25 protein-coding genes are annotated in these 25,020 nt (G+C 76.2%); 14 read left to right on the top strand and 11 right to left on the bottom strand.

Going from position 1 to position 25,020, the window contains the following annotated elements:
* Positions 1 to 110 precede the first annotated feature (110 nt).
* Genes ACRAKJ_RS17645 through ACRAKJ_RS17635 form a run of 3 tightly spaced genes read left to right on the top strand, consistent with a single transcriptional unit; the run spans position 111 to position 3,156 of the window.
* The gene (locus tag ACRAKJ_RS17645) at positions 111 to 1,502 is read left to right on the top strand and encodes an MFS transporter (RefSeq protein ID WP_438919751.1); all 1,392 of its coding nucleotides are present in this window, start codon (positions 111 to 113) and stop codon (positions 1,500 to 1,502) included.
* Positions 1,499 to 1,942, top strand: coding sequence for a GAF domain-containing protein (locus ACRAKJ_RS17640; protein WP_438919750.1), 444 nt, complete (start codon positions 1,499 to 1,501; stop codon positions 1,940 to 1,942). The genes ACRAKJ_RS17645 and ACRAKJ_RS17640 overlap by 4 nt, the downstream gene beginning before the upstream one ends.
* Positions 1,939 to 3,156, top strand: a complete 1,218-nt coding sequence (locus ACRAKJ_RS17635; protein WP_438919749.1) for an amidohydrolase family protein — start codon at positions 1,939 to 1,941, stop codon at positions 3,154 to 3,156. Before ACRAKJ_RS17640 ends, ACRAKJ_RS17635 begins: the two co-directional genes overlap by 4 nt.
* Here ACRAKJ_RS17635 and ACRAKJ_RS17630 read toward each other — a convergent pair.
* The 3 genes from ACRAKJ_RS17630 to ACRAKJ_RS17620 all read right to left on the bottom strand — a co-directional run bounded on the left by ACRAKJ_RS17630 (position 3,145) and on the right by ACRAKJ_RS17620 (position 6,169).
* The gene (locus ACRAKJ_RS17630; protein ID WP_438919748.1) at positions 3,145 to 4,107 is read right to left on the bottom strand and encodes an alpha/beta hydrolase fold domain-containing protein; all 963 of its coding nucleotides are present in this window, start codon (positions 4,105 to 4,107) and stop codon (positions 3,145 to 3,147) included. The two genes, ACRAKJ_RS17635 and ACRAKJ_RS17630, sit on opposite strands and share 12 nt — an antisense overlap.
* Before the next feature lie 62 nt (positions 4,108 to 4,169).
* Positions 4,170 to 4,862, bottom strand: a complete 693-nt coding sequence (locus ACRAKJ_RS17625) for a response regulator (protein WP_438919747.1) — start codon at positions 4,860 to 4,862, stop codon at positions 4,170 to 4,172.
* On the bottom strand, positions 4,859 to 6,169 hold the full coding sequence (locus ACRAKJ_RS17620; RefSeq protein WP_438919746.1) for a histidine kinase: 1,311 nt from the start codon (positions 6,167 to 6,169) through the stop codon (positions 4,859 to 4,861). Before ACRAKJ_RS17620 ends, ACRAKJ_RS17625 begins: the two co-directional genes overlap by 4 nt.
* 255 nt (positions 6,170 to 6,424) lie before the next feature.
* On the opposite strand from ACRAKJ_RS17620, the gene ACRAKJ_RS17615 reads away from it, so the two are divergent.
* Positions 6,425 to 7,207: an alpha/beta fold hydrolase gene (locus tag ACRAKJ_RS17615; RefSeq protein ID WP_438919745.1), complete on the top strand. Its 783-nt coding sequence runs from the start codon at positions 6,425 to 6,427 to the stop codon at positions 7,205 to 7,207.
* Positions 7,208 to 7,216: 9 nt separating this feature from the next.
* Here ACRAKJ_RS17615 and ACRAKJ_RS17610 read toward each other — a convergent pair whose 3' ends face one another.
* The 4 genes from ACRAKJ_RS17610 to ACRAKJ_RS17595 are packed head-to-tail and all read right to left on the bottom strand — an operon-like array spanning position 7,217 to position 12,643.
* Complete coding sequence (locus ACRAKJ_RS17610; RefSeq protein WP_438919744.1) at positions 7,217 to 8,362, bottom strand: CHAT domain-containing protein; 1,146 nt, start codon at positions 8,360 to 8,362, stop codon at positions 7,217 to 7,219.
* Entirely contained in the window at positions 8,356 to 10,407 is a 2,052-nt protein-coding gene (locus ACRAKJ_RS17605) for a hypothetical protein (protein WP_438919743.1), read from the bottom strand. The genes ACRAKJ_RS17610 and ACRAKJ_RS17605 overlap by 7 nt, the downstream gene beginning before the upstream one ends.
* On the bottom strand, positions 10,404 to 11,393 hold the full coding sequence (locus ACRAKJ_RS17600; RefSeq protein WP_438919742.1) for a hypothetical protein: 990 nt from the start codon (positions 11,391 to 11,393) through the stop codon (positions 10,404 to 10,406). The genes ACRAKJ_RS17605 and ACRAKJ_RS17600 overlap by 4 nt, the downstream gene beginning before the upstream one ends.
* Positions 11,390 to 12,643 carry a hypothetical protein gene (locus tag ACRAKJ_RS17595; RefSeq protein WP_438919741.1) on the bottom strand — a complete coding sequence of 418 codons (1,254 nt, stop codon included), beginning with the start codon at positions 12,641 to 12,643 and terminating at the stop codon, positions 11,390 to 11,392. Before ACRAKJ_RS17595 ends, ACRAKJ_RS17600 begins: the two co-directional genes overlap by 4 nt.
* A gap of 82 nt (positions 12,644 to 12,725) precedes the next feature.
* On the opposite strand from ACRAKJ_RS17595, the gene ACRAKJ_RS17590 reads away from it, so the two are divergent.
* From ACRAKJ_RS17590 to ACRAKJ_RS17580, 3 genes are all read left to right on the top strand, one after another.
* Positions 12,726 to 13,778 carry a PA2928 family protein gene (locus ACRAKJ_RS17590; protein ID WP_438919740.1) on the top strand — a complete coding sequence of 351 codons (1,053 nt, stop codon included), beginning with the start codon at positions 12,726 to 12,728 and terminating at the stop codon, positions 13,776 to 13,778.
* Between the two features lie 11 nt (positions 13,779 to 13,789).
* Positions 13,790 to 14,569, top strand: a complete 780-nt coding sequence (locus ACRAKJ_RS17585) for a hypothetical protein (RefSeq protein ID WP_438919739.1) — start codon at positions 13,790 to 13,792, stop codon at positions 14,567 to 14,569.
* A gap of 180 nt (positions 14,570 to 14,749) precedes the next feature.
* Complete coding sequence (locus ACRAKJ_RS17580) at positions 14,750 to 15,976, top strand: GDSL-type esterase/lipase family protein (protein ID WP_438919738.1); 1,227 nt, start codon at positions 14,750 to 14,752, stop codon at positions 15,974 to 15,976.
* A 54-nt stretch (positions 15,977 to 16,030) separates the two neighbouring features.
* Here ACRAKJ_RS17580 and ACRAKJ_RS17575 read toward each other — a convergent pair whose 3' ends face one another.
* Positions 16,031 to 16,765, bottom strand: coding sequence for a VOC family protein (locus ACRAKJ_RS17575; protein WP_438919737.1), 735 nt, complete (start codon positions 16,763 to 16,765; stop codon positions 16,031 to 16,033).
* A 106-nt stretch (positions 16,766 to 16,871) separates the two neighbouring features.
* Positions 16,872 to 17,519: a superoxide dismutase family protein gene (locus ACRAKJ_RS17570; RefSeq protein WP_438919736.1), complete on the bottom strand. Its 648-nt coding sequence runs from the start codon at positions 17,517 to 17,519 to the stop codon at positions 16,872 to 16,874.
* 300 nt (positions 17,520 to 17,819) lie between these two features.
* Here ACRAKJ_RS17570 and ACRAKJ_RS17565 point away from each other — a divergent pair, with 300 nt between their 5' ends.
* Genes ACRAKJ_RS17565 through ACRAKJ_RS17540 form a run of 6 tightly spaced genes read left to right on the top strand, consistent with a single transcriptional unit; the run spans position 17,820 to position 23,362 of the window.
* Entirely contained in the window at positions 17,820 to 18,533 is a 714-nt protein-coding gene (locus ACRAKJ_RS17565) for a hypothetical protein (protein ID WP_438919735.1), read from the top strand.
* Positions 18,530 to 19,006, top strand: coding sequence for a hypothetical protein (locus tag ACRAKJ_RS17560; RefSeq protein ID WP_438919734.1), 477 nt, complete (start codon positions 18,530 to 18,532; stop codon positions 19,004 to 19,006). Before ACRAKJ_RS17565 ends, ACRAKJ_RS17560 begins: the two co-directional genes overlap by 4 nt.
* Entirely contained in the window at positions 18,981 to 19,526 is a 546-nt protein-coding gene (locus ACRAKJ_RS17555; RefSeq protein ID WP_438919733.1) for a hypothetical protein, read from the top strand. Before ACRAKJ_RS17560 ends, ACRAKJ_RS17555 begins: the two co-directional genes overlap by 26 nt.
* Entirely contained in the window at positions 19,526 to 19,648 is a 123-nt protein-coding gene (locus ACRAKJ_RS17550) for a hypothetical protein (protein ID WP_438919732.1), read from the top strand. The genes ACRAKJ_RS17555 and ACRAKJ_RS17550 overlap by 1 nt, the downstream gene beginning before the upstream one ends.
* A gap of 18 nt (positions 19,649 to 19,666) precedes the next feature.
* The gene (locus tag ACRAKJ_RS17545) at positions 19,667 to 20,209 is read left to right on the top strand and encodes a hypothetical protein (protein ID WP_438919731.1); all 543 of its coding nucleotides are present in this window, start codon (positions 19,667 to 19,669) and stop codon (positions 20,207 to 20,209) included.
* A 36-nt stretch (positions 20,210 to 20,245) separates the two neighbouring features.
* Positions 20,246 to 23,362 (top strand): S8 family serine peptidase, encoded by a 3,117-nt coding sequence (locus tag ACRAKJ_RS17540; protein ID WP_438919730.1) that lies wholly within the window; start codon positions 20,246 to 20,248, stop codon positions 23,360 to 23,362.
* A gap of 63 nt (positions 23,363 to 23,425) precedes the next feature.
* Here the strand turns inward: ACRAKJ_RS17540 and ACRAKJ_RS17535 are convergent, their stop codons facing one another.
* On the bottom strand, positions 23,426 to 23,839 hold the full coding sequence (locus ACRAKJ_RS17535; protein ID WP_438919729.1) for a roadblock/LC7 domain-containing protein: 414 nt from the start codon (positions 23,837 to 23,839) through the stop codon (positions 23,426 to 23,428).
* The gene (locus tag ACRAKJ_RS17530) at positions 23,836 to 24,204 is read right to left on the bottom strand and encodes a hypothetical protein (RefSeq protein WP_438919728.1); all 369 of its coding nucleotides are present in this window, start codon (positions 24,202 to 24,204) and stop codon (positions 23,836 to 23,838) included. Before ACRAKJ_RS17530 ends, ACRAKJ_RS17535 begins: the two co-directional genes overlap by 4 nt.
* Positions 24,205 to 24,499: 295 nt before the next feature.
* On the opposite strand from ACRAKJ_RS17530, the gene ACRAKJ_RS17525 reads away from it, so the two are divergent.
* Positions 24,500 to 24,964 (top strand): ATP-binding protein, encoded by a 465-nt coding sequence (locus ACRAKJ_RS17525; protein WP_438919727.1) that lies wholly within the window; start codon positions 24,500 to 24,502, stop codon positions 24,962 to 24,964.
* Positions 24,965 to 25,020: the final 56 nt, after the last annotated feature.

Below are 25,020 nucleotides of genomic sequence, written 5' to 3'. Positions count from 1 at the left end.
CGGTACGCGGTCGCCCCACGTCAAAGATGCAACGACTATTGCGCTTCGCTGAATATGCACTATACGTTGCCTGCCATCCACCCGCTGGTCACGACCCCGAAGGGCGCTCCATGACCTTGTTGGCTCGCTTGGACCGGCTCCCCCTGAGCCGTCCGCACTACGGCCTCCTGCTGATCGGCGGGCTCGGCTACACCTTCGACGGCATGGACTCGGCCGTCGTCGCGTTCCTGCTGCCCAGCGCGCAGCAGGTCTGGGGCCTGGACAACGGCCAGCTCGGCCTCATCGGGTCCGCGACCCCGTTCGGCTTCCTGTTCGGCGCGGCCGTCGCGGGCCTGCTCGGCGACCGCGTCGGCCGCAAGAAGGTCATGATGTACGCGCTGGCCTTCTACGCCGTGTTCTCGGTGGTCGCGGCCTTCTCGCCCAACTACGAGACGTTCCTGGTGGCCCGCGTGCTGGCCGGCGCCGGCGCGGGCGCGGAGAGCGCCATCATCGCGCCGTTCCTGTCCGAGTTCGTCCCCGCCAAGCGGCGCGGCTGGTTCGTCGGCGCGCTGGCCGGGTTCTTCTCGTTCGGCTTCGTGATGGCGGCGCTGATCGGCCGGTTCGTCGTGCCGGTCTCCGAGGACGGCTGGCGCATCGCGCAGCTGATCACCGCGCTGCCGATCGTGATGCTGCTGTGGTGGCGGCGCTCGCTGCCGGAGTCGCCGAGGTTCCTGCTCCAGCAGGGTCGCCACGCCGAGGCGGAGCGGGTCGTCGTCGACCTGGAGCGCCGGGTCCAGAAGGCCACCGGCGAGCCGCTGCCGCCCGTCCCCGAGACGACGGCGCGACCGGTCACCGGGACGCCGAAGGTCACGTTCGGGCGCGCGCTGAAGTTCATGTGGAGCCCCGCGATGGCCAGGCGCACCGCCGTGATCTGGCTGGTCTGGTTCGTCATCACGTTCTCGTACTACGGCTTCTTCTCCTGGATCCCCACCCTGCTGGTCCAGCAGGGCATCACGGTGACCAAGAGCTTCGAGTTCTCGATCATCATCTACCTGGCGCAGATCCCCGGCTACTTCTCCGCCGCCTGGCTGTCGGAGAGGCTGGACCGCAAGAACACCATCGCGATCTACCTGACGGGCTCGGCGATCAGCGCGTTCTGGCTGTCCCAGATGGGGACCCCGCTGACCATCACGGTCGCGGGCGCGGTGCTCTCGTTCTTCCTCAACGGCACCTACGCGGGCGTCTACTCCTACACGCCCGAGGTGTTCCCGACCTGGATCAGGGCCACCGGCACCGGCCTGTCCAGCGCGTTCGGCCGGGTGGGCAGCATCCTCGCGCCCACCATCATCGGCCTGACCGCGGCGAGCCTCGGGTTCGCGGGCGTGTTCGGCATGACCACGGCGGTGCTCGTCGTCGGCGTGGTGTGCGTGCTGGTGTTCGGCCTGTCCACGGCCGGGCGCTCCCTGGAGGACCTGACCGAGCGGGGCGACCCCGCCGAGACCGCGAAGGAGATGGCGAAGTGACCGACCTGGCCGTGCTGGAGGAGAGGGTGCGGGACAGCGTGGGCGTGCGGTTGTTCACCGTGCTGGCCTGGGTGCCCGAACGGCGGGCGCTGCGCCGCGTGCACAGCAGCCACCCCGACCGCTATCCCGTCGGCGGGGAGAAGACCGTCGAGGTCGCCGCCGCGTGGCTGGAGCGCTGCGTCGAGGGCGCGGAGCCGTTCCTCGGCCGCGACGCCGCCGCGGTGCGCGAGGTGTTCGCCGACCACGAGCTGATCGCGGACCTGGGCTGCGGCTCGATCGTCAACGTGCCGGTGGTCGACGAGCGGGACGGGCGGGTGCTCGGTGTGCTCAACATCCTCGACGCCGAGGGCGCCTACGACGACGGGTCGGTCGCCGCCGCGCGGGCCCTGGCGCCGCTCGCCGTGCCGGCGCTGCGCGAGGCCGTCGGGGGTGCCCGATGAGCCTGCTCGTGCGCGACGCGCTGGTCCTCGACCCGGCCACCGGCGAGTACGCCGAGGGCGACCTGCGCTGCGAGGACGGCCGGGTCGTCGAGGCGGGGCCGAACCTGACCGCGCCCGGTGCCCGGGTGCTCGACGCGGGCGGGGCGGTGGTCGTGCCCGGCCTGGTCGACGCGCACGTCCACGTCACCGCCTCCACCGCCGACCTCGGCGCCCTCACCTCGCTGTCGCCGTCCTACGTCGCGGCGCACAGCGCCCGCACCCTGTCTGCGATGCTCGACCGCGGGTTCACCACCGTCCGCGACGCCTCCGGGGCCGACTGGGGCCTGTCGCTGGCGCAGGCCGAGGGCGTCCTGCGCGGGCCGCGCCTGCTGTTCTGCGGCAAGGCGCTGAGCCAGACCGGCGGCCACGGCGACGTGCGCGGTCCCGGCACGGCCGTGCACGACTCGCACCAGTGCTGCGCCGGGCTCGGCCGCGTCGCCGACGGCGTCGACGCGGTGCGCACCGCCGCCCGCGACGAGCTGCGCAAGGGCGCGCACCACATCAAGGTGATGGCCGGCGGCGGCGTCAGCTCGCCGACCGACCGGATCGACTCGACCCAGTACTCCGTGGAGGAGCTGCGCGCGGCCGTGCAGGAGGCGGAGGCCGCCAACCGCTACGTCGCCGCGCACGCCTACACCGCCCGCGCGATCAACCGGGCGCTGGAGGTCGGCGTGCGGTCGGTCGAGCACGGCAACCTGCTCGACGACACCAGCGTCGAGCTGTTCCGCGCGCACGACGCGTTCCTCGTGCCGACCCTCGTCACCTACTGGGCGCTCAAGGAGGAGGGCCGGGAGTTCGGCCTGTCCGAGGCGAGCTGGCGCAAGGTCGACGAGGTCCTCACCGCCGGGCTGGAGGGCCTGGAGCGCGCGGCGCGCGGCGGCGTGAAGCTCGTCTACGGCAGCGACCTGCTCGGCGGGATGCAGCGGCACCAGGCCCACGAGTTCCGCCTGCGCCGCGAGGTGCAGGGCGCGCTCGACGTGCTCCGCTCGGCGACCGTCACCGCGGCCGACCTGCTCGGCCTGACCGGCGAGGTCGGCACCCTGGCGCCGGGCGCGCACGCCGACCTCCTCGTCCTCGACGGCGACCCACTGGAGGACATCGGCGTGCTGGCGAAGCCCGGCGGCGTCCGCCACGTCGTGCAGGCGGGGGTGGTGGTGTCCGGCTCAGGCGGCTGACGGCACCGCCAGGGCCGAGCGCAGCTCCGCGCACAGCTCGGCGAGGGCCTGGGGCGCGCTGCGGCAGGCGTTCGGGAAGCTCAGGTAGCCGTGGGGCATCCCGACGTAGGTCGTGGCGCGCACGGGCACGCCGGCCGACTCCAGGGCGGCGGCGTAGCGCAGGCCGTCGTCGCGGATCGGGTCGTGCTCGGCGACCTGCACCAGCGCCCGGGGCAGCCCGGAGTGGTCCGGCGCGTGCAGCGGCGAGACGTAGGGCTGCGCCGGGTCCGCCGAACCGAGGTAGTGGTCCCGGAAGGCGAAGACGTCGTCCCTGGTCAGGATCGGGGCGTGCGCGTTCTCGTCGATCGACGGGCTGGAGCCGGTCAGGTCGGTCGCCGGGTAGAGCAGCCCCTGGAAGGCCAGGGCGGGGCCGGAGCGGTCGCGGGCCATCAGGGCGACGACGGCGGCGAGGTTCCCGCCCGCGCTGTCGCCCACCACGGCCACCCGCGCCGGGTCCGCGCCGAACTCCCCGGCGCGGGCCACGACGTCGACCAGGGCCGCGTAGCAGTCCTCCGCCGCCGCGGGCCACGGGTGGGTGGGCGCCAGCCGGTAGTCGACCGACACGACGACCGCGCCCACGGCCGCCGCGACGCTGCTGCACAGCCAGTCCGCGGTCTCCAGCGCGCCGAAGACCCAGCCGCCGCCGTGGAAGTTCACCACCAGCGGCAACGGGTCCGCGGTGCGGCGGGCGGGCCGGTAGGAGCGGACGGCCACGGTGCCCGCCTCGCCGGCCGCCCGGCCGTCGGTGAGCACGACACCGGGCGCCACCGCGCCGAGGAGCAGGTCGGTCACCGGGTTGTGGGTCATCTTCCGGCCCTGGGCGCGGGTGATCCGCTCGACGCTCATGCCCGTGACGGACGTCCGCTTCAGGGCCCGCCCCAGCAGCCGCACCCGTAGATCCATCTTCGCCATGCGCCCACTCTCGCACCAGGTCCGGGAGGCCCGCGCGACGAGGTGGTCGGGCGATGAGGTGGTCAGGCGTCGTGCCGGCCCGGCGACACGATCCCGTGCTCGTAGGCGTACACGACGGCGTGGGTGCGGTCGCGCAGGCCGAGCTTGTTGAGCACCCGCGAGACGTGCGTCTTCACCGTGGTCTCCCCCAGGTGCAGCGACCGCGCGATCTCCGCGTTGCTCGCGCCGCGCGCCAGCTCCACCAGCACCTCGTACTCGCGGTCGGTCAGCTCGGCCGGCCGGTGGCCGGGACCGGGCGCGGCGGGCCCGGCGGGTTCGTTGAAGCGGGCGATGACGCGGCGGGTGACCTCGGGCGAGAGCAGGGCGTCGCCGCGCGCCACGATGCGCACCGACTCGACCAGGTCCTCCGGCGAGGCGTTCTTCAGCAGGAACCCGCTCGCCCCGGCGCGCAGCGCCTCGAACAGGTAGTCCTCCCGGTCGAACGTGGTCAGGATGACGACCTTGGCGGTGCTGTCGGAGGCGAGGATGCGCCGGGTCGCCTCCAGCCCGTCCACGCGCGGCATCTGCACGTCCATCAGCACCACGTCGGGGCGCAGCCGTTCGACCAGCTCCACGGCCTCGCCGCCGTCGCGGGCCTCGCCGACGACCTCGATGCCGTCCTCCGTGCCCAGGATGACCCGGAAGCCCGCGCGGACGAGGTCCTGGTCGTCGGCGAGGACGACGCGCAGCGGCGGGGTGGTCGGGTCGGCGGTCACGCGTGCTCCTCGGCGGGGACGGGGTCGGTGGGGACGGGGTCGGACGTGGGCAGGGTGGCGCGGACGAGGTACCCGGCGCCGCGGCGCGGCCCGGCTTCGAGCCGGCCCCCGTGCACGGCGACGCGCTCGCGCATCCCCAGCAGGCCGAACCCGCCGCTCGCGGGGCCGCCGCCGCGGCCGTCGTCGGCGACCTCCACCTCGACGGCGCGGTCCAGGTAGCGGACGCGGACGTCCACCTCGCGGGCGTGCGCGTGCTTGACCACGTTCGTCAGCGCCTCCTGCACCACCCGGTACGCCGAGAGCGCGACGGCGGCGGGCACCGGCCGCACCTCGCCGAACGTGCGGTGCTCGACCTCCAGCCCGGCGGCGCGGGCGTTGGCGACCAGCTCGGGCAGCCGGGTCAGATCCGGTGCGGCGCGCTCGCCCTCGGCGCCGTCGTCGGCACCGGCCCGCAGCACGCCCAGCAGGCCGCGCAGCTCGCCGATGGACCCGCGCGCGGTCTCCTCGACCTGCTTGAGGGCCTCCCGGGCGAGGTCGGGGTCCTTGTCGAGCACGCGGCGCGCCGCGGCGGCCTGGATGCCCATGACGGACACGTGGTGCGCCACCACGTCGTGCAGGTCGCGGGCGATGCGCACGCGTTCGGCGATCAGCGCGCCGCGCGTGTTCTGCTCCTGCGACAACCGCAGCTGCTCGGCGCGGTGCTCCAGCTCGGCCTGCCGGCGCGCGGACACCCACGCCAGGTCGCCCACGACGTAGGCGCCCACGAAGAACACCAGGTTGAACGCGAGGCCGTAGAGCACGGAGGCCAGCACCGGGTCCAGCGGACCGGCCGCGTCGGAGAACGGGCGGGGCGGTCCGATCAGGAACTCCACCAGCCAGAACCCGAGCCAGAGGAACATCACCACGACGACGCCCACGCGCGACCAGCGCGCCACCACCCGGTCGGGCACCCACGCGCCCGCCGTGCAGATCGCGAGGAACAGGGCGACGGACGGCACGATGTTGTCGGCGGTCTGCCTGGCCTGGGCGGCGATGAACAGCGCGCCGACAACCAGCAGCACGACCAGCGGGTAACGCCGGCGCACCACCAGCGGCGCGGTGACCGCCACCGTCCACAGCAGCTGCTCGCCGAGCGAGGGCGGCGACTCGAACGCGAACGCGCCCATGCTGCTGACCAGTACCGTCATGCCCAGTCCGCCGAGCACGACGCCCAGCCCGAGCCACACGTCACGCCGCTGCTCGGCGGGGCCGGGGCGCGGGCGGCGCCACTCGGACCACCGGGGCTCCCCGCCGGTCGCGGTTGCCATGCGCACAACCTAACAACCGGTGTCGCCCGGGGCGGCCGGCGGCCAGGGATGGCGGCGGCGGTGGCGGCCAGGGCGGGCGGTATCCAGGGCGGGCGGCGGCCAAGGCGGGCGGCGGTCGGGGGTGGCCAGGGGTGGCGGCAGCCGGGACAGGCGGCGGCTGGCGGTGGCGGCGGCTGGCGGTGGCCAGGATGACGGCGGCCAGGGGTGACGGCGGCCGGGGCAGGCGGCGGCGGGCGTGGGCGCGATGATGGTGGCGTGCGCAGGCGCGTGTTGCTCTGGTCGGCCGCGGTCGTCACCATCGTGGTCGTGGTCCTCGGTGGCGCGTTCGCGTTCCAGCGCAAGCTCGTGTTCCTGCCGTCCGGCGCGGCGGGCGGGCCGCCGACCGGCGCGCACGAGGTGGTGCTGACCACCGGTGACGGGCTGCGGTTGACGGCCTGGCACTTCCCCGTCGCGGACGCGCGGGCCGCCGTGCTGGTCGCGCCGGGCAACGCGGGCAACCGGTCGCTGCGGGTGCCGCTGGCGCGGGCGCTGACGGCGCGCGGCCTGTCCGTGCTGCTGCTGGAGTACCGGGGCTTCGGCGGCAACCCGGGGTCGCCGACCGAGGAGGGGCTGGCGCTGGACGTGCGGGCGGCGCGGGACTTCCTGGTGCGCTCGACCGGCGCGCCGCTGGTGTACTTCGGGGAGAGCCTGGGGTCGGCGGTGGTCGCGGAGCTGGCCGTCGAGCACCCGCCCGCCGGGGTGGTGCTGCGGTCGCCGTTCACGGACCTGGCGGCGGTGGGTCGGCGGCACTACCCGTTCCTGCCGGTGCGGTGGCTGCTGCTGGACGAGTTCCGCACGGTCGACCACGTGGCCCGCACGTCCGCCCCGGTCACCGTGCTCTGCGGGGACGCGGACTCCGTGGTGCCGCCGGAGCAGAGCCGCGCGGTGGCCGCGGCGGCGGGCGGGCGCGCGGTCGTGGTGCCGGGCGCGGACCACAACGACCGGGTGCTGCTGGACGGCCCCGAGGTCGTGCGGGCGGTGCTGGCCTTCACCGGGTGACGGCGCGGGTCAGCGCGGCCGGGGTCCCGGCGCCCAGGTCGTGGTGAACGCGCCCCACAGCAGGGGCGAGCACGTCGGGTCGCCGGTCTCCTCCCACCGGGTCGCCAGGTCGCGCTGCCACGCGTTGAGCGCGGCGGCCGGGGCGTCGGCGCGGTGGGCCAGGTCGACCGCCCGGATGGTCGGCGGCAGCACCGGCGTCGGCGGGAAGCCCGGCACGAGGCGGCGCAGCCCCTCGTCCGTGGGCAGCGTCCAGCGGGTCGCGGTGACGTGCTCGGCACCGCCGTGGACCATCGCCGTGACCAGCCCGGACGGTTCGGCGAAGCGCAGGTCGCCGCCGCTCTCGCAGGCGATCAGGGCCACCCGGTTGGGGATGCGCCACGGCCGGGGCGGGCCGGGGCGGTGGCCGAGGGCGACGTCCGCGGCGGTCAGCGGCCGGTGGTCGCCGAGGACCGCGGCGCGGCCGGTCGTCGCGGCGGTGCACGACAGGTGCAGGCGGGCGTCGAGGCCGTGGCCGCCGGTGGTGACGTGGCCGACGTAGGTGAAGCGGGCGGCGGTGGCGAGGGCGGCCTCCAACCGGTCGCGGTCCACCTCGACCTCGCGGGGCGCGCCGAGCACCGAGCCGAGGGCCGAGTCGTCGGGGAAGCCCGGCACCTTCGGGTCGACGACCTCCACCACCGCGCCCGCCGGGTCGAACGGGGACACCGCGCGGCCGGGGTCGTTGGCCACCGTCACCGGCGGCAGCACGGAGATGTCGAGGTCGTGCACGGCGCGGCGGCCCTCGTCCACGCGCAGCGCCTCCCACGGCACCAGGGCGGTGGACGGCGACGGGCGCACGCGCAGGTGCGGCCGGACGCCCCGCGCCAGCAGGGGGTTCAGCTCGTCGGCCAGCTGCCGGGGCACCAGCGCGGCGGCGAGCCGGGTGGTCAGGTCGGCCTCGCGGGCGCGGTCCGGCAGGTCGGCGAGGGCGCGGCGCAGCGCGTCGAGCGCGCTCTCCCCCGGCAGCGGCGACGGCACGGCCGCCGCCCACTCCGCCAGCACGCCGGCGACCCGTTCGCGCGGCAGGACCAGCACGCGGGGTTCGGCGGGCAGGTGCTCCCAGCGCCACGACAGGTACAGGTCGTCGGCGTCGACGTACTTGAGCTGCACGGTCACCACGACGCCACCGCCCGGTCCGCGCGCACCGGGAACCCGTACCGCTCGGCCGCCACGTCGATCCAGCGGTCGAGCGCGGACGGCGTCGCCGGGTCCACCCGCACCCTGGGCGGCAGCGCGAAGCCGAGGGGGGCGAACGCCGGGTCGTCGCCACCGGGGAACCCGGAGGCCGCGTACGGCAGGTGGTCCGCGACCGGCGGCGGCACGGGCAGCGAGACCAGCTCACCGCGCTCCACCGGCACGCCCGACGCGCCCAGCGACACCGACCCCGCCACGTGGTCGACGTACTCGGCGGCCAGCGCCACGTCCTCGACGGCCCGGATCGCCAGGAACGCCGACCTCGTCGCGGGCGCGGAGGCCAGCGCCGCCCACCGCTCGCGCAGCGGACCGTGCGGGAAGCGCTGCCGCACGGCCTCGGCGGCCAGGGCGGCGGGCAGCGCCAGGTCCAGCGCCCGTCCGGCCAGCGCCCGCCGCTCCTCCCCCGCCGCGGCCGCCGCGCGGCGCACCAGGGCGTCCGCGCGCCACCACGCCGCGCCGAGCGCCACGTGCCACAGCCCGGCCGACTCGCACACCGCGGCGGCCTCCGCGTAGCGGGACTCGGCCTCGGCGAACCGGCCCAGCGCCTCCAGCGCCGCGCCGCGCACCTGCTGGACGGCCACCACCTCCAGCGGCGTGGCGTCCGCGCCGAGCAGGTCGGCGGCGCGGTCGAGCAGCGCCAGCGCGTCGTGCGGCCGGCCGCGCAGCAGTGCCACCGCGCCCCGCCCATGCAAGCAGACCGCGCGCAGGCGGGGGCTGTCGGCCACCTGCTCGGCCTCGCCGTACAGGGCGTCCGCGCGGTCGGCGTCGGCGGACAGGTAGGCCACCCGCCCGGCGCTCACCAGCGCGGTCACCTCGCCGTCGAGGTCACCGCCGGCGGCGCACAGCTCGCGCGCCAGGGTCAGGTGCTCCAGCGCGCCGGCGAGGTCCCCCGTGCCGCTCGCGACCTCGGCCAGGGTGCGGTGCGTGAACGCGGCGAACAGCGGTGCCTGCGCGTACGCGAGGTCCAGGGCGCGCCGCCCCTCCGCCTCGGCCTCCGCGTACCACCCGCCGGTGGCCAGCACGAGGGCGCGCACGGCCCGGACGACCACCTCCTGGTGGCCCAGCTCCAGGGCCTCGTCCAGGTCGGCCAGCGCCTCCGCCGCCCTGGCCCGCCCGTGCAGCCACCGCGCCCGCGCCACGAGCGCCCCGACCAGGACGGACGACGTGCTGTAGGCGTCACCGACCAGCGCCGTCGCCGCCCGGCCCGCGTCCACCGCCGCGGTGGCCCAGCGGTGCGGGTCGGTCAGGTTCGCCAGGTTCCCGGCCACGCCCGCCCGGCACACCAGGGCTTCGGCGTCGTCGGACACCAGGGTCTCGCGGTAGGCGGCCTCGAAGACCCCGATCGCCCCGGCCACGTCGCCGGAGGCGGCGAGCACCGTGCCCCGGGCGTTCAGCTCGACGGCGCGCGCCCAGCGCTCGTCGGTCAGCCCCGCGCCGGGGGCGTCCGCCAGCCGCCGGTACTCCTCGGCCCGCGCGCCGTCACCGGCCTGCTCGGCGAGCAGCGCCAGGGTGGCGTACAGGTTCGCGACCAGGTGCGGCGCGTGCCGGGAGGCGAGCCGCACGGCCTCCTCCGCCTCCCGGAGCGCCTCGGTCGTCCGCCCGGCCGCGGCCAGCAGCACCACGCGGGTGTCGCGCAGCACGGCTTCCCCCTCGGGGTCGGCGGTCGCCAGCGCCCGTTCGACGTCCCGCCACGCCTCGTCCCACCGGTCCAGGGACCGCAGGACGTCGGCGCGCGCGGCGACCAGGTCGGCCCGCCCCGGTTCCCGCGCCAGGGCCTCGGTCAGCAGGTCGAGGGCGTGCCGCGGGTCGCCGAGCGCCTCCACGACGTGGGCGAGGTTGAGCAGCACGTCGGCGCGCCCGTCGGGCGGGACGGCGTCGAGGGCCGCGGCGAGCGCCGTGCGGGCACCTTCCAGGTCCCCCTGCGCCGCCAGCCCCACGCCGCGGTCGTTCAGGTCCTCCCAGGACGTCACCGGGCGGCCCGCTCGGTGAGCGTCGCGGTCGGCGAGCCGAGCCGGGAGCGGGCGTAGGCGAGGATCGCGGCCCGGCGCTCCCCGGCGTCGGGCGCGGGCGGCGCGGGTTGGGCGAAGTCCGGTGCGTAGACGGTCAGCACCCGCCGTTCGGGCGGCAGCAGCAGCGCGGTGGAGGGCACCGGCGAGGACCCCGTGACGCGGCCCAGGTCGTCGGTGGCGTCGAGCGGCACGTCGAACAGGTCGAACCGCGCCGCCAGCCTCGACCCGGGACCGCCGGTGGGGGCGGCGAGGACGCTGACGTCCAGGAAGGTGCCGCCCTGCCGCCGCACGACGGCCCACTCGGCGGGCGCGGCGGCGTCCACCGCCCCCGCCGGCACCAGCATCCAGTCCACTGCGGACAGTCCGGACAGGACCGTCACGCCGCCCCGGTAGCCGGTGCCGCCCGCCGCGAGCGCGTAGGACGAGCGGGTCGGCGCGGGTTCGGGCACGACGCCGAAGTCCTCGGCCAGCGCGGCGACCCGTGCCGCCAGCACCGGGTCGGGCACCTCCCCCACGACCTCCGCCACCGCCCGCGCCGTCGCGTCCGGGTCGTCCAGCAGGTGCTCGACGGCGGAGGTGGCGACGGCGCGCTCGGCGGCCAGCAGCACCGGGTCCAGCGGCGGCACCCCGGCCGGGAGCGACGCGGGCCACCACGCCCGCGCCCACTCCAGCTGGGCGAGGACCCGGCACGCGTCGCGGACCCGCCAGTCGCCGTCCGCCGGCACGTCCACCTCGTCCGCGCCGGCGAGCACCGCCCCGGCCGCGTCGCCGTAGACCTCCCACAGCCAGTCGGCGGCACGCCCCGGGTCGTCGACCCGCGCGGCGGGCGGCCCGTCCGCCAGCACGTCCCACGCCAGCAGCGCGCCGGCCGCCTCCACCAGCGCGGTGCGCTCGGGCAGCACCGGCCAGTCGCCGACCACCAGGACCCGCTCCCGCGTCACCCTCACGCCCCGGCCCCCCGCTCCAGGACCGACCTCAGCCGGTCGCGCTGGTCCAGCACCACCGACCGCAGCACGCCGTCGAGCACGTCCCACACCTCGTCGGCGGTCACCGGGTCGTGCCGCAGCTCGCGCCCGTGCACCCGCACCCACAGCCGCCGCAGGTACGCCTCGCGCACCGCGTGCACGTCGGCGCGCACCTCCGGCGGCACGTCCAGCGGCGCCCGCAGCGCCCGCCGCACGTACGCCTCCCGCTCCCAGCGCAGCCGCAGCCTGGCCGCCGCGCCGCCCGGTGGGCCCGTCGGGTCGCCCGCCAGGTCGGCCGACGCCTCCCGGCCCAGCACCATCGCCACCCGGCTCTCCTCGTCCGCGAGCTGCCACGCGCCCGCCGACCGGCCGATCTCCCGCCGCACGAGCGCGGGCACGTCGTCCAGCCCGGCCCGCGACGCGGCGTTCGTCAGCGGCAGGAACAGCCGTTCCACGATCGACCGGTCGAACGGCTTGGGCAGGGTCCTGGTGGACGCGCCGGCGCCCAGCTCCGGTCGCCGCGGCCGGTCGCGGTCGGTCAGGCCGTGCGCGAGCGCCACCCCCGGCCGCCCCAGGTCGGCCGCGCCCGCGGTGCCCGTCGCGTGCTCGACCAGGGCCCGGAACAGGGCGCGGTCCGGGGACGCGGCGCAGGTGGCGAGGAAGTCGGCGGTCGCCACCGGCAGCCGGGTGGGCCGCGGCGCGGTCATCGCCTCCCAGGTGGCGTGCAGCAGCCGGGTCAGCTCGCCCGCGTTGGCCGCGTCGGTGACGAAGTCGCGCAGGTCCGCGACGGTCGGCCCCTCCCGGTCGTGCGCCTCGGCCAGCGCGGCGCGGGCGTGCGCCGCCGCGTCCGGGCCCGGTTCGCCGTGCGCGGTGGCCAGCTCGAAGCAGCGCTGGAAGTACAGGTCCTGCGGGTTGCCCTCGGTGATGCGCAGCCGGCGGCGCTCCTTCTTCAGCACCAGGAACCAGCTCGCCGTCGCCGCCAGCACCGGCCCGGCCTCGGCGATGCGGGCGCGCAGGGCGTCGACGTGCTCCACGGCCACCGCGCCCGCCGCGAACCCCGGGTTCAGCACCGGTCTCAGCACCAGCGGGTCCAGCAGCAGCTTGACCGTGCGGGCCAGCGGCCGGCCGGCGGCCCCGCTCAACGGCGCGACCGCGTCACCCAGCTCCGCCCACGCCCGGGCGATCAGCAGGCCGCGCGGCAGCGTCGCCGTCACGGCGTTCGCGGTGGTCACGGCCACGAGCCTAGCCGTTCCTGTGATCGGTAGGAGCGGGTCGCGCCGGACGCTGGCACCACCACGGAGGAGGGAGCACCCGATGTACGGGATGCCGGAGCAGTACTCGCCGATCGCGCCCTACGAGACGCCGCACCGCCGCCGCGGCGGCCTCGTGCGGGTCGTGCGGTTCGTGCTGCCGTTGCCGCTGGTGCTGTTCGCGCTCGCGTTCTTCGGCGGGACCTACCTGCTGATGCCGGAACCGGACGCCGAGGTGCACCCCGGCGTGGCGTTCGCCCGGGTGGAGGGCCGCCCGGCGGTGCTGGTGCCCTACGACCTGCACGGTTCGCGCGGCATGTTCCAGCTGGTCGTGCGGGACATGTTCCAGGTGCGGCTGGCCGCCGTCGACACCGCGTCCGGCGAGCTGCTGTGGGACGCGCAGCTGTCCGACGAACTGGCGTGGGAGGCGTCCGTGCTGGCCGCCGGGGACCGCTACGCCTACCTGGCCACCACCTCCGGGCTGGTGGTCGTGTCGCTGGCGGACGGGTCCGTGGTGGCGGGGGCCGCCGAGGTGGTGGGCGACGCCCACCTGACCGCCCGCACGGCCTACGGCTACGACGCGGAGACCCGGCGCGTGATGGCCCTCGACGCGAACGGCGGCGTGCTCGCCGTGCCGCTGGACACCCTCGCGGCCGTGCCCGCCGAACCCGGGCCGTGGGCGGGCCGGCTGTCCCCGGACAGCGCCCCGCCGCCGCCACCGCCCACCGCCACCGCGGTGCGCCTCGGGCAGGAGGCGGTGGGGCTGCACGACCTGCCGGTGGGCGCCGCCCTGGTCCGCCTGCCCGGCGAGGTGCCGCTCGGCGGCACCGCGTTCCACGGCGCGGCGCTGGTGACCGAGGCCACCCCGGCCGGTCACGTCCTCGTGCAGCACCGGCCGTCGGTCAACGACGCGGGCACCGCGCTCAGCGCCGTCTCGCTGGCCACCGGCCTCGTCACCGGCACCGTCGGCACCGGTTCCCCGGTGGCCCGCGCCCTCACCGGACCGGACGGCGGCACCGCCGTGGTCACCGGCGACGAGGTGGTCCTCGCCCGCCCCGACGGCTCCCTGTCCGTGCTCGACGTCGGCTCGACCGACTTCTTCGGCAACCCCTCCTGAGAGGAACTCACGTGAAGGTCATCGCCTGGACCACCCTCCTCGTCTGCCTGGTGCTCACCGGCGCCTGGGTCGCCAACGGCCTGACCGGCGAGGACGAGTTCGCCTGGCTCAACGGCTGGATGGTCGGCCCGGCCCTGCTGGTGTCGGCCGTGCCCACGGTGTTCGCCGTCTCCCGGTCGGTCGGCGGCAGCCTGGCGGCCCTGCGCGGCGGCGTGCCCCGCGAGTTCCTCGGCGCGCCGATCGGGATCGGCACCGTGCTCGGCATCGCCCGCACCGGGATGAGCGTCAACGACCAGCCGCAGCTCGCCATCCGGCTCCAGGTCGACACCCCCGACGGCCGGTCGTTCCAGGCCACCGCGAAGCAGCTCGTCGACCTCACCGAGCTGGGCGCCGTGCAGCCGGGCGCGATCCTGCCGGTCCGCTACCTGCCCGACGGCCGCGCGGCGCTGGCCACCGACGCGCCGCAGCACGAGCTCCAGCGCGCCCTCGACCTGGTGCAGGTGGCGAAGGGGCACATCACCCCGCAGCAGCTGCGCATCGCCGAGCAGGGCCTGGACGCGCAGGCCGTCGTCCTGGCCATGACCCCGACCGGCGAGGTCCGCGACGGCCGGGTCGTGGTCCGGCTGGCGCTGCGCGTCACCCGCCGGGACGGGTCGGCGTTCGACCTGACGCAGGAGAAGAACCTGCCGCCCAGCGCCGTCCCGCAGCTCCAGGTGGGCATGATCGTGCGGGTGAAGTACCTGCCGCACGACGAGTCCGAGGTGGCGGTGCTGACGACGCTCGCGCCGTGACGGCGTGACCGGGGCGCGGGGCGGGCGGGGCCAGGGGGCTCGCCCGCCCCGCTCCCGTTCCGGCGGGGAGACCACTCGTCGCAGCTCCCGCACCGCTCGTCCCGCTGAACTTGACCGGTTAACAAGACCGCTGCCACGGTCGGCCCACCGCCGCCGACGACGACTGGCGAGGAGAGTTCCGTGGCAGGGCACAGAGGCACGTTGGCGGTGGTCGCCGCGCTCGTGGCGACCACCGCGCTGCAACCGGCGGCCGTCGCGCACGGCGGACCGCACTGGGTCGCCGGGTGGGCGGCGAGCCCGGTGGTGGGCTCGGAGATCCCCTGGAGCACGTGCCCCGCGGGGCGGGGGCTGGCCGACCAGACCGTGCGCAACGTCGTGTTCCTCAGCACCGGCGGCCGGTCGGTGCGGGTCCGCGTGACCAACGCGTTCGGCACCGCGCCGCTGCGGGTCGGGCGGGTGACGGTCGGCGTGCGGCAGGACGGCGACGCGGTCGTGCCGGGCACATTGCGGGGGCTGACGTTCCGGGGCTCGCGCGGCATCACTGTCCCGGCGGGGCGCGAGGTGTTCAGCGACCCGGTCGACCTGCGGGTCGAGGCGCTGTCGACGCTGCTGGTGAGCGCCTACCTGCCGGGGGCCACCGGGCCGCTGACCAACCACCCGTTCACCGCGCAGGGCAACTACCTGGCCGCGGGCGACCGCACGGGCGCGCTGTCCGGCGGGTTCACCGACACGCCGTGCTGGATGGTCGTGGACGGCGTGGACGTCGCGCCCGCCCGCCGGGTGACCGGGACGGTGGTGGCGTTCGGGGACTCGATCACCGACACCGCCAGCACCACCGGCGGCGCGAACCGGCGGTGGCCGGACTTCCTGGCCCGGCGGCTGGACGCCGTGCCCGGCCGGACGCTGTCCGTCGTCAACGCGGGCCTGGGCGGCAACCGGCTCATCGCCGACCGCGAGGGCGAGCCGTACTACGGGGTGGCGGGCGTGACGCGCGTGCGGCGCGACGTGCTCTCGCAGTCCGGCGTCGAGGCCGTGATCGTCCTGGAGGCGGTCAACGACATCGGCTACAGCGCGTCCGCCGAGGACCTGATCGCCGGGCACCGCAGCGTGATCGCCCAGGCGCGGGCGAGGGGCGTCGCGGTCTACGGCGGCACGATCCTGCCGTTCAAGGGCTCGTTCGTCTGGACCGAGGAGCGCGAGGCGACCTGGCGGGCGCTCAACGAGTGGATCAGGACGTCCGGCGAGTTCGACGGCGTGGTCGACTTCGCCGCCGCGACCCACGCGCCGGGCGACGACGCCACCCTCGACCCGGCCTACGACAGCGGCGACCACCTGCACCCGAACGACGCGGGCACCGAGGCGATGGCGAACGCGGTGGACCTGGCGATGCTCCTCGACCGGCGTTGACGCGGGCGGGTGGCCGGGACCCGGGCGGGCGGCCGGCCACCCGCCCGACCGGCGTCACGGGCGCGCGATCACCGAGAACTCCGTCCCGAACGGGTCGGTGAGCACCGCCGACCGGCCGTACGGGGTGTCCTGCGGGTCGGCGGACGTGCCACCGGCGGCCAGTACCGCGGCGACGGTGGCGTCCGTGTCGGCCACCTCGAAGCAGGTCGCCCACGCCGAGGCGGGCGCGCCGGGCAGGCCGAGGACGCCGCCGACCTCGTGACCGTCCGGGCGGCGCAGGAAGGTGAAGTCCCAGTCCGGCAGGTCGTCGTTGCCGTCGAGGGTGAAGTCGAAGACGGCCCGATAGAAGGTCCGGGCGGCCTCGGGCTCGGCGGTCACCAGGTCGTTGCGCACCAACGTGCCCGGCTCGTTCACCAGGCGGCAGCCGGGGTGCGCCCGGCCCTGCCAGAGCCCGAACCGCGCGCCGGTCGGGTCGACGGCGAGGGCCGTGCGCACGAGGTCGCCCACGTCGTGCGGGCCGTCGAGCACCTCGCCGCCGGCGGCCACGACCCGTTTCGCGGTGGCGTCGCAGTCGTCCGTGGCGAGGTGGACGGTCCACCCGCCGCCGTCCGCCTCGCGCAGCCCCGCGACCGGCAGACCGCCCAGCAGGCAGTCGGTCCCGATCGCGGAGGGGGCGAACCGCCAGCCGAACACGGCGCCGTAGAACGCCCGCGCGCCCGCCGGGTCCGCGACCGCGAGGTCGATCCAGGTCGGCGTGCCCAGCGGTTGGTTGCGGTCGACCCTGCTCATCGCGTTCTCCTTCGTCCGGTCCGGCGAAGACGAAGGTAGGGGCGATCGAGGACGGCCACCGTCCTCGATCGACGACGGGTCCGGCGGGACAGGTCGACGGGACCGGTCAGGCCCCGGTGAACGGCGCGGTCAGGCAGGCGACCCGGCCGCCGGCGCTGCCCGCCTGGCCCGGTTCGGTGGCCGTGGCCTCCTTCTCGTGCAGCACGACCGACGCGGGCGCGCGGTCGGTGAAGTCGAACGGCACGGTGGTCTCGCTGGTGGCCGCGCCCTGCGCGTCGGTGGTCAGGTCGAGCCAGATCTCGTTCCGCGGGTTGGCGTACGCCGGGTCCGTGGACGGCTTGTCCGGCGCGGCGGCCGGGTCCTGGTCGTGCTGGAAGTGCGGACCGGCGTCGGCCCCCGTCTTCCCGCACGCCTCGGTGTGCGCGTGCACGGCGTAGCCGCGGTCGGGCTGGAGGCCGTTCACCAGCAGCCGCACGGTGGTCGACCCCTCGCCCTCGGCGACCTGGAGCTCCAGCTCCGCGCCGGGCGGGGCGGCCACCGGGTCGTAGGTGAACGCGGTGTCCGCGGACGCGACCTCGGCCAGCACGCCGACGTGGCGGTTGGTCACCTCGGACGGCGACGTGGACGGCGCGGACCCGGACGTGGACCCGGACGTGGACGACGGCGAGCCCGACGCCGGCGCGGCCGTGTCGTCACCCCCGCCGCACCCGACCGCGGTGCACAGCGCCGCGACCAGCACGATGCCGACGCGCATGGCGGTTTCCCCCTTCGACTGCCCCACTGTGGTCACCGTCCGACTACCCTCGTCACTGCGCGTGAAACATCGGCCGGGGTGGCCGGTCGCACGCCGGTTCGGTGCGCCGAACCGGCCGTCCGCAGCACGACCCCGCACCGGGGAGGTGCCGCGACCGGATCGCCCGGCAACACCGGCGGAGCAGCAGCCGTTCCCGTCTTAGCGCGGTTCAAACCCGGTCCGACCGGATGACTTCGGGCGGCGCGCTGTCCGGTGCAAGCCGGTGGAGGTGGCGCGGCAGGTGTTCTAGCGTCTGCCCGCGTGACCGCCGAACAACGATTAGACCTGGTCGCCCCCAGCGGCGACCGGGTCACCGTGACGTTGCCGGACACCGCTCCGGTGAGCAGTGTCGCCGCCGCCGTGCGGTTCGCGGGCGGGTCCTACGGCACCGGCTTCCAGATCGGACCGCGCGGCTACCACGACTTCGCCTGCACGCACGTCGCGCCCGCCACCACCACCGACCGGTTCCTGGTGCACGGTCGGGAGGTCGTGGTCGCCGAGGCGCACGACGGCGAGTCCTCGGTGGCCACGCTGATGGGCGCCTACCACGAGCTGATGACCGTGTACGCGGGCCCCGCGCCCCGCCGGGAACGGGTCTTCGCCCTGTTCAACTCGCTGCGCGTGGACGACCGGGTACCGGGCATGGTGGTCGCCCCCCGCGCGGCGACGCTGCTCGACGCGATGAGCGAGCACCTCGTGCTCGTGGTGCGCGACTTCGGGTCGGTCGCGGTGCCCGGGCCGCGCCAGGCGCGCGACCACGTCCCGGCGCACGCGGGCGCCCCCACGCGCCACGGCGAGGTGTGGAAGGTCGCGCTGCCCGGCGCGGCGGGCTCGCCCAGGGCGGCGGACCACCTGTTCGTGCTCGGCTGCGCGGCGGGCGTGGCCGAGGTGCAGCTCTCCGGCTCGCCGCACCGGACCGACGCCGAGCGCCTCGACTGGCTGGACGGCATCGGCGTGGCGTGGAGCGCGGCGTGAACCCCGGCACGGCGTTCGCCGTCCTCACCTGGGTCGCGATCCTGGTGCTGTTCCTGGGCCTGGCCGCCGTGCTGCGGGAGGTGCGGCTGCTGCGCGCGGCCGTGGCCCGCGACCCCGGCGGGTTCTCCGCGGCGCAACCGGACCTGGTGCTGGGCCCGCGCTTCGCCGGGCGCGTGGTGCTGGCCGCCGACTCCGGGTGCCCGCTGTGCGTGGCCGTGGCGCGGCGGCTCACCGGCACGAGCCGCGCGCTGCTGCTCACCCACGAGTCGCCGGACGCGTGGGACGCGGGCCTGGAGGTGGCGTCCGACCGCGAGGCGTGGCGGGTCGTGTCGCACCTCGCGCCGCCCGTGCTGATGCTGGTCGGCCCGGACGGGCGGGTGGCGCGCACGGTGCTGCCGGTGCGCGAGGAACAGGTCGACGACGTGCTCGACGAGTGGGGGGTGCGCGATGCCCGCGTTCGACTCGATCCCTGACCTGGACGGTCCCGACCCCGGCGCGGGCCGCAGCACCGCCCTGCGCGACCTGGAACCGGCGCGGCGGCGCACCGTGCTCAAGGCCGTGGCGCTGGGCGCGCTGACCCTCGGGGCCGCCGCGCTGTCCTTCCCGCGCCGCGCCCGCGCCGAGACCGGCCCGAACGCCCTCACCGGCTGGGACCGCACGGACTGCCGCGACGCCTACCCCACCGGCTACCCGGAGGACGGCGACACCGGCGGCGAGTTCACCAACACCTACGCCGCCTGCTACGCCGGGTCGTGGCGCAGCAGCGAGTTCTGCGAGGCGGGCTGGCACAAGTACGGCACGGTCACCGTCGGGGACGTGCAGGTCGACCACATGCCGGTCGCCACCACGTGCGGCACCCTGTCCGCCAAGAACGCCTGGCGCTGGACCACGCCGGACGGCAAGGTCTACCGCTGCTCCGACGGGTTCAGCACCTACTGGGGCGGCGGGCAGACCGGGCAGACGTACCTGACGATCTGCCGGGCCAGGGTCTGATGCCGTGGCACCCGGTCGTCCTCGCCGTCGCGCTCACCGCCGCGTCGGCGGGCGGGGCGGCGTTCGCGCCGTGGCTGTTCCTCGGCGTCACCGCCGGGTTCGCCACGTCCGGCTCCACTTGAAGCCGGAACTCGGCCGACGTGCTGAGCTCGCCGGTCTGGCGAGGCACACCCGCGCTGGCGTTCCGCGCCGGCCTGCTCCTCGGGGGCGCGCTCAGCGCCGCCGCGCTCCTGGTGGTCGGCTCGCTGCTGCGCGTGCCGCTGCCGGGGTGGCTGCGGTGGGCGCTGGTGGCCCTGGCGCTCGTCGCCCTGCTGCTGCGGGAGGCGCGCGTGCTGCGGTTCGCGCTGCCGGAGAACCGGCGGCTGGTGCCGGAGAGCGTGTTCCGGCTGGGCCGCCTGCTCGGTCCGCTCCAGTTCGGCCTGGAGATGGGCACGGGCGTGCGGACCTACCTGCCCAGCGGGCTGCCGTACGCGGCGGCGCTGGCGGTGCTGCTCACCGCGCCGCCGGCGGGCGCGCTGTGGGCGGGCGTCGGGTTCGGCCTGGGCCGGGCGCTGATGACGACGGCCGCGCTGCGCCACCCCGGCGACTGGCACGCCCTGTGGAGCCGCCACTCGGCGCGGCTCGCGGTGCTGCTCGGCTGCGCGTTCCTGGTGTCGCTGGCGGGCGCGGCCCTGACCGGCTGATCGTGTCGAGCTGATCGTCCCGAATGGAGAAAGACCGTGCGTTCGCCCCACCTGCTCCTCGTCCCGCTGCTGGCGGCGGGCGCGCTCACCGCGCCGGCCGCGGCGCCCGCGCGGGCCGCCGCCGTGACCGGGCCGGCGGTCACGCTGGTCACCGGTGACCGGTTGACCCTGCTGCCCGGTCCGAAGGGCCTCGCGGTGCGGGTCGAACCGGCGCCGGGCCGCGAGCACATCGGGTTCCTGCGCGACGGCGACCGGGTCGTGCCGTCCGACGCCCTGCCGCTGCTCGACGCCGGCCGGCTGGACCCCCGGCTGTTCGAGGTCGCGGACCTGCCGCGCGACCGGCCCGCGCCGCTGATCGTCACCGACGCGGGCGGCGACGTGCCCGCGACCCGGTCGCGCGCCCTCCCGAGCGTGCGCGGCGCGGCGGTGGAGCCGGCCGGCGGGTTCTGGTCGTGGTTCACCCGCTCGAACGCCTCGGCCTGGCTGGACGGGGTGTCGAAGCCGACGCTGGACGTGAGCGTGCCGCAGGTCGGCGCGCCCGCGGCGTGGGCCGCCGGGTTCACCGGCGCGGGCGTGACCGTCGGCGTCCTGGACACCGGTGTCGACGCGGACCACCCCGACCTGGTCGGGCGGGTCGTCGAGCAGGCCGACTTCACCGGCTCCGGCACCGCCGACGAGGTCGGCCACGGCACGCACGTCGCCGGGGTCGTCGCGGGCAGCGGCGCGGCGTCCGGCGGGCGCCACCGCGGTGTCGCGCCGGACGCGCGCCTGGTCAGCGGCAAGGTCTGCACCGCGTTCGGCTGCCCCGACTCCGCGGTCATCGCGGGCATGGAGTGGATCGCGACCCGCGCCCCCGTGGTGAACATGAGCCTCGGCGGGGCGTCCAGCGACGGCACGGACCCGGTGTCGCGCGCCCTGAACGACCTCACCGCCCGGCACGGCACGCTGTTCGTGGTCGCCGCGGGCAACGACCGCGCGCTCGACGGGCCCGACCCGCTCGCCTCGGTCACCTCCCCCGCCGCGGCCGACGCCGCGCTCGCCGTGGGCAGCGTCGCGGAGGACGACACGACCAGCCCGTTCTCCCCGCGCCTGCCCCGGCTGCGCGACCACGCGGTGAAGCCCGACATCGCCGCGCCCGGCAGCGACATCGTGTCCGCGCGCGTCCCCGGCACCCCCGCCGGCGACACCGCGCCGGTGGACGAGCACTACGCGGCCCTGTCCGGCACGTCGATGGCCGCGCCGCACGTCGCCGGGGCCGCCGCGCTGCTGCGGCAGCAGCACGGCGACTGGGCGGCGGACCGGCTCAAGCCGCACCTGGTCAGCACCGCGCACCCGACCGCCGACGTGTTCGAGCAGGGCGCGGGCCGGCTGGACGTGGCCCGCGCGGTCGGCCAGGGCGTCAGCGCGTCGGGCGGGGTCGGCTTCGGGTTCCTGCCCTGGCCGCACACCGCGCGCCAGGACCGCGCGGTGACCTACCGCAACGACGGCGCGGCGCCCGTGACGCTCTCGCTGACCACCGACTCCCCGCTGTTCACGCCGTCCGCGCCGCAGGTCGTGGTGCCCGCGCGGGGCACCGCCTCGGTCGTGGTGCACGCGCACCCGGCGGGCGCGTCGGGCCGGCAGGGCGCGCGGCTGACCGGCACCGCGCCCGGTGTCGTAGTGCGCACCGCGCTCACCGCGGTGCTCGAACCGGAGAGCCACGACCTGCGGGTGACCCTGCGCGGGCGCACCGGCACGACCGCGTCGTCCGTGGTGAAGGCCGTGGACACCGCGACCGGCGCGGCGTTCGGCGTGCGGCTGGTCGGCGGCACGGGCGTCGTGCGGCTGCCCAGGGGGCGCTACGACGTCAACGCCGTCGAGCTGTCCGGCGGCAACGACGTCACCGTGCTGTCGCGGCCGGGCGTGACCGTGGACCGGGCCGGCGAGGTGGTGCTCGACGCGACCGCGGGCACGCCGGTCACCACGACCGTGGACCGGGCCGACGCCGAGTTCCGGGTGGGCGAGCTGCTGCTGGTGTCCGGGACGGCCGAGCGGACCTCCGCGCTGGGCTGGTTCGCCCGGCCCGGCCAGCGCGTGCACCTGGTCGCCACCCCCGGCACGGTCACCGACCACGTGTTCTCCTTCTCCTACCGGGTGCTGCTGACCACCCCGGACACCGCCTACAACCTCGCGTTCCTGTCGCGCGGGGCCATCCCGGCGGGCCGGTTCACCGCGCACGACCGCGACCTGGCCCGGGTGGACGCCCGCTACTACGCCCAGGGCGCGCCCGGCGAGGCGCAGCGGTCGGACTACGCGATGATCGACGCCCCCGGCGCGAACAGCGGCATCTTCGAGGCGAACCCGCACACGATCCCGAGCCGCCGCACCGAGTTCTACACCGCGTCGGACGACGTGACGTGGCAGCACCTGACCGCGGTGTTCCCGCCGGGCGCGGAGGACGTGGAGAACAGCGTCTCCTACCGCTCCTACCGGCCCGGCCGGTACTCGACGCACTGGAACCGCGCGCCGCTCGGCCCGGCGTTCGGCGACGCGTCGCTCGGGTTCGGCGTGCAGCGGGTCGACGGGCGGCTGTCGGTGGGCGTCACCCTGCTCTCCGGCGGCGACCCCGACCAGTTCACCCTGATCTCCTACAACGCGACGGGCACCACCGAGCTGTTCCGCGACGGGGTGTCGCTCGGCGTGAGCGACCTGCCGGGCACGGGCGTGTTCGACGTCCCCGAAGCGCCGGGGACGTACACGCTGCGGTCCACCGCCGAGCGCTCGGTGCCGTGGTCGGTGATCGGCACGCGGGCGGACGTGACGTGGACGTTCCGCGAGTCGGGCGGGCCGGCGCCGGTGATGGTGGTGCGCGCGTCGGCCGACGTGGACGAGCAGGGCCGCGCGCCCGCCGGGCGGGTGTTCCCGGTGCGGCTGGTCACGCAGCACCAGCCGGGCGCGCCGACCTCCCGGGTGGTGTCGCTGAAGGTCGAGTCGTCGGCCGACGACGGGGCCACCTGGCGGGCCGCGCCCACCGCGTTCGACGGCCGCGGTTCGGGCGTGGCACTGGTGACCCACCCGGCCGCGCCGGGCTTCACGTCCCTGCGGATCACCGCCCGCGACGCCGCCGGGAACTCGGTGTCGCAGACGGTGGTCCGGGCCTACCGGACGCGGTAGGCGCTCGTCGGGGTGTTCGGGGGCGTCGCCGTCGGCGGCGCCCGCCCGCGGGGGTGGCGGGGCTCAGTCCGTCGCCGGGGCCAGCAGCTGGGCCAGGACGCGCTTCACCGCGACCGTGAACCGGCCCATCACCGTGTCCGGCGCGCCGAGCAGCACCAGCAGCAGCGTGCCGCTCAACGGCTGCACGCCGACGCACCCCCGGTCGCCCTCCAGCACGACGCCCTGGAGCCGGCCGAGGTTGGACGCCTGCACGAACCGGTACCCGATGCCCGCCGACGCGGCGGCCATCGCGGCGACCTGGTCCGCGGTGTCCTCGGGGTGGGGCATGCCGGGACCGAGGTCGGCGGCGATGACGATGCCGTCGCGGCTCGTCACCACCAGGCCGTCCACGCCGTCGACGGCCGCCCGCACCGTGCCGAGCAGTTCCCCCAGGGCCTCGGGGTCCTGGAGCCGGATCTGCACCCGGTCCGCGGTCATACGATCAGCGCCTGCTCGACGCGCCGCAGGTGCAGCCGGGCCAGGGCCAGGTTCGCGCGCGAGCGGTCGAGGACCAGGTAGAGGAAGAGGCGGGTGCCCTTGTCCTCCGCCAGCGGCCGGATGATGTGGTACTGCTTGGCGAGCGTGATCAGGATGTCCTCGATCGCGTCGTCGAGCTGGAGCGACGCGATGGTGCGCAGCTTGGCCCGGACCACCTCGGTGTTGCCCGCGCCCGCCGTTTCGAGGTCCAGCAGCGCGTTGCCGCCCTGCGCGCCGAGCGTCATGCCGCTGTCGTAGTCGACCAGCGACACCCCCACCGCGCCTTCGACCGACATCGCCTCGCGCAACATCTCGTCGATGTTCACCCGCAGGACCTCCACCTCGAACGATCAACCGACACGCACCGTACCCAGTGATCCGCCGATGGGCTGGACGGTCGCCGCACCCGCAAGGCAAATAGGGCGAGAATGTTACGTACCGGAGTGGTGCTGCCCCGTTCGAGGTAGTCGGATGGGACGGGGCCGGTGTGGCGAGGACCACGTCATGCGCATCAGGCGGGTTCACCTGTTCTGGTGTAGAGCCCCGCCGGGCGGGAAACCCAGCGGTGCGCCCCCGATGCGCTGTCCCAGGGGCGTTGGACCACCACCACGAGGAAGCGGTATGCCGGATCACAGCTCGCTGCGGGCCCCCGTCGTCACACCGGCCGCGCATGCCGCCACCGGGGAGGTCGCGCTGGACGCCTCCCCCACGTCCGACAACCTGGCCGCGATGCGCGGCGAGATCGCCCGCGTCCTCGCCGGGTCGGACGAGGAGTTCGTGCAGGACGTGCAGCTCGTCGCGACCGAACTGGCCGCCAACGCCTGCGACCACGCCGCCGCGCCGCGCCACCTCGTGCTGCGCAGCGAGCACGGCGGCACCGGCTCGCACCTGGTCGTCGAGGTGCGCGACGGCACGCCGGACCGGTTGCCGCTGGTCGGCCGCTCCACGCTGGGCGAGCACCGCGGCAACGGGATGCGGATGGTGCTGACGCTGTGCCAGGACTGGGGCGTGCGCCGGATGGCGGAGGCGAAGGTGGTGTGGGCCCGGCTCCCCTTTCCCGTCCTGACCCCGGCGCTCACCGGCTGACCCCGCCCCCGGCGCTCGCCGGCCGCACCCGCACCCGTCCGCGGATCGAGGTTTGC

The sequence above is a fragment of the Saccharothrix sp. DSM 118769 genome (assembly GCF_052936295.1).
Note: the sequence above shows the minus strand (reverse complement) of the source record. Positions and strands in the feature narration are given on the sequence as shown.

Coding starts and splice junctions, on each gene's coding strand:
- ACRAKJ_RS17645 (WP_438919751.1), top strand. CDS start 111: ATGACCTTGTTGGCTCGCTTGGACCGGCTCCCCCTGAGCCGTCCGCAC.
- ACRAKJ_RS17635 (WP_438919749.1), top strand. CDS start 1,939: ATGAGCCTGCTCGTGCGCGACGCGCTGGTCCTCGACCCGGCCACCGGC.
- ACRAKJ_RS17630 (WP_438919748.1), bottom strand. CDS start 4,107: ATGGCGAAGATGGATCTACGGGTGCGGCTGCTGGGGCGGGCCCTGAAG.
- ACRAKJ_RS17620 (WP_438919746.1), bottom strand. CDS start 6,169: ATGGCAACCGCGACCGGCGGGGAGCCCCGGTGGTCCGAGTGGCGCCGC.
- ACRAKJ_RS17590 (WP_438919740.1), top strand. CDS start 12,726: ATGTACGGGATGCCGGAGCAGTACTCGCCGATCGCGCCCTACGAGACG.
- ACRAKJ_RS17575 (WP_438919737.1), bottom strand. CDS start 16,765: ATGAGCAGGGTCGACCGCAACCAACCGCTGGGCACGCCGACCTGGATC.
- ACRAKJ_RS17570 (WP_438919736.1), bottom strand. CDS start 17,519: ATGCGCGTCGGCATCGTGCTGGTCGCGGCGCTGTGCACCGCGGTCGGG.
- ACRAKJ_RS17555 (WP_438919733.1), top strand. CDS start 18,981: ATGCCCGCGTTCGACTCGATCCCTGACCTGGACGGTCCCGACCCCGGC.
- ACRAKJ_RS17550 (WP_438919732.1), top strand. CDS start 19,526: ATGCCGTGGCACCCGGTCGTCCTCGCCGTCGCGCTCACCGCCGCGTCG.
- ACRAKJ_RS17535 (WP_438919729.1), bottom strand. CDS start 23,839: ATGACCGCGGACCGGGTGCAGATCCGGCTCCAGGACCCCGAGGCCCTG.
- ACRAKJ_RS17525 (WP_438919727.1), top strand. CDS start 24,500: ATGCCGGATCACAGCTCGCTGCGGGCCCCCGTCGTCACACCGGCCGCG.